Here is a 1,050-nt window from a genome sequence, read left to right on the forward strand (position 1 = left end):
CGACTAGGGTGTTGTCTAAATCTGTAACTAATAAAAATTTCATTTTGGGAATTAATCAGTAGTCAGTTGTCATCAGTCATTAGTAATTGGGAATCGATCGCTTCCTAAAATAATTTTAACTATTTATAAGAATTTGTTAAACAAAATACATTTATAAGCAAGCTTATCGGTTAACATTGGCCAGATTTAATTTTTAACAAGTGGTGTGAGTGTTGTGGTGAAGAATTCAACCTCGGTTAAAGCTTTTTGGCTGTCTTTCTTGATTTCTGGTGTGGCGGTGCCTTTAGGGGCGAGCTCCGCAACAGCTCAAATTCAGGATACCTCAACTCCCGAAGTTGCGCTAGAAGGTAGTGCCGTCCCTGTGGCTAACCCAGCCTCCGCGCTGGCAGCAGTTAAGATTGAGATACCGCAGTTAGCGGCGATAACCGCAGAGACTAACTCAGCAGTCGATCGCCCCGAACCCGAAACAGATACAGCAACAGTCGATCGCCCCGAACCCGAAACAGATACAGCAACAGTCGATCGCCCCGAACCCGAAACAGATACAGCAACAGTCGATCGCGCGGAACCCGAAACAGATACACCAACAGTCGATCGTGCGGAACCCGAAACAGATACAGCAACAGTCGATCGTGCGGAACCCGAAACAGATACAGCAACAGTCGATCGCCCCGAACCCGAAACAGATACAGCAACAGTCGATCGTGCGGAGCCCGAAACAGATACAGCAACAGTCGATCGTGCAGCAACAGCCCCAGAAATAACGGCGGCTATGGGCGAATCGCCCCCACAGGAGTTAGAAATTGCCAACTCTCCTCAGTCTCAAAACGTTGCTGAAGGCAGCAAAGTTGACGAGCTCAGCAGCGAGACGGGCACCGCTGATGACCTCAGCATACAAGAAGACGCAGCACAAGTCACCTCTGTTTCCCAACTGTCCGACGTGCGGCCGACAGATTGGGCTTTTGGCGCCTTGCAATCCCTAGTAGAAAGATACGGCTGCATTGCGGGATATCCAGACGGCACATTCCGAGGCAATCGGGCAATGACTCG

The 1,050-nt window shown here is 49.4% G+C and carries 1 protein-coding gene; it reads left to right on the forward strand.

Going from position 1 to position 1,050, the window contains the following annotated elements; genetic code table 11:
• Positions 1-214 precede the first annotated feature (214 nt).
• Positions 215-1,050: S-layer homology domain-containing protein (locus tag ACUVJL_RS04355; protein WP_445244731.1), on the forward strand; the 836-nt coding region annotated here is incomplete at its 3' end.

The sequence above is a fragment of the Microcoleus sp. OTE_8_concoct_300 genome, from assembly GCF_031383065.1.
GTDB lineage: Bacteria > Cyanobacteriota > Cyanobacteriia > Cyanobacteriales > Microcoleaceae > Microcoleus.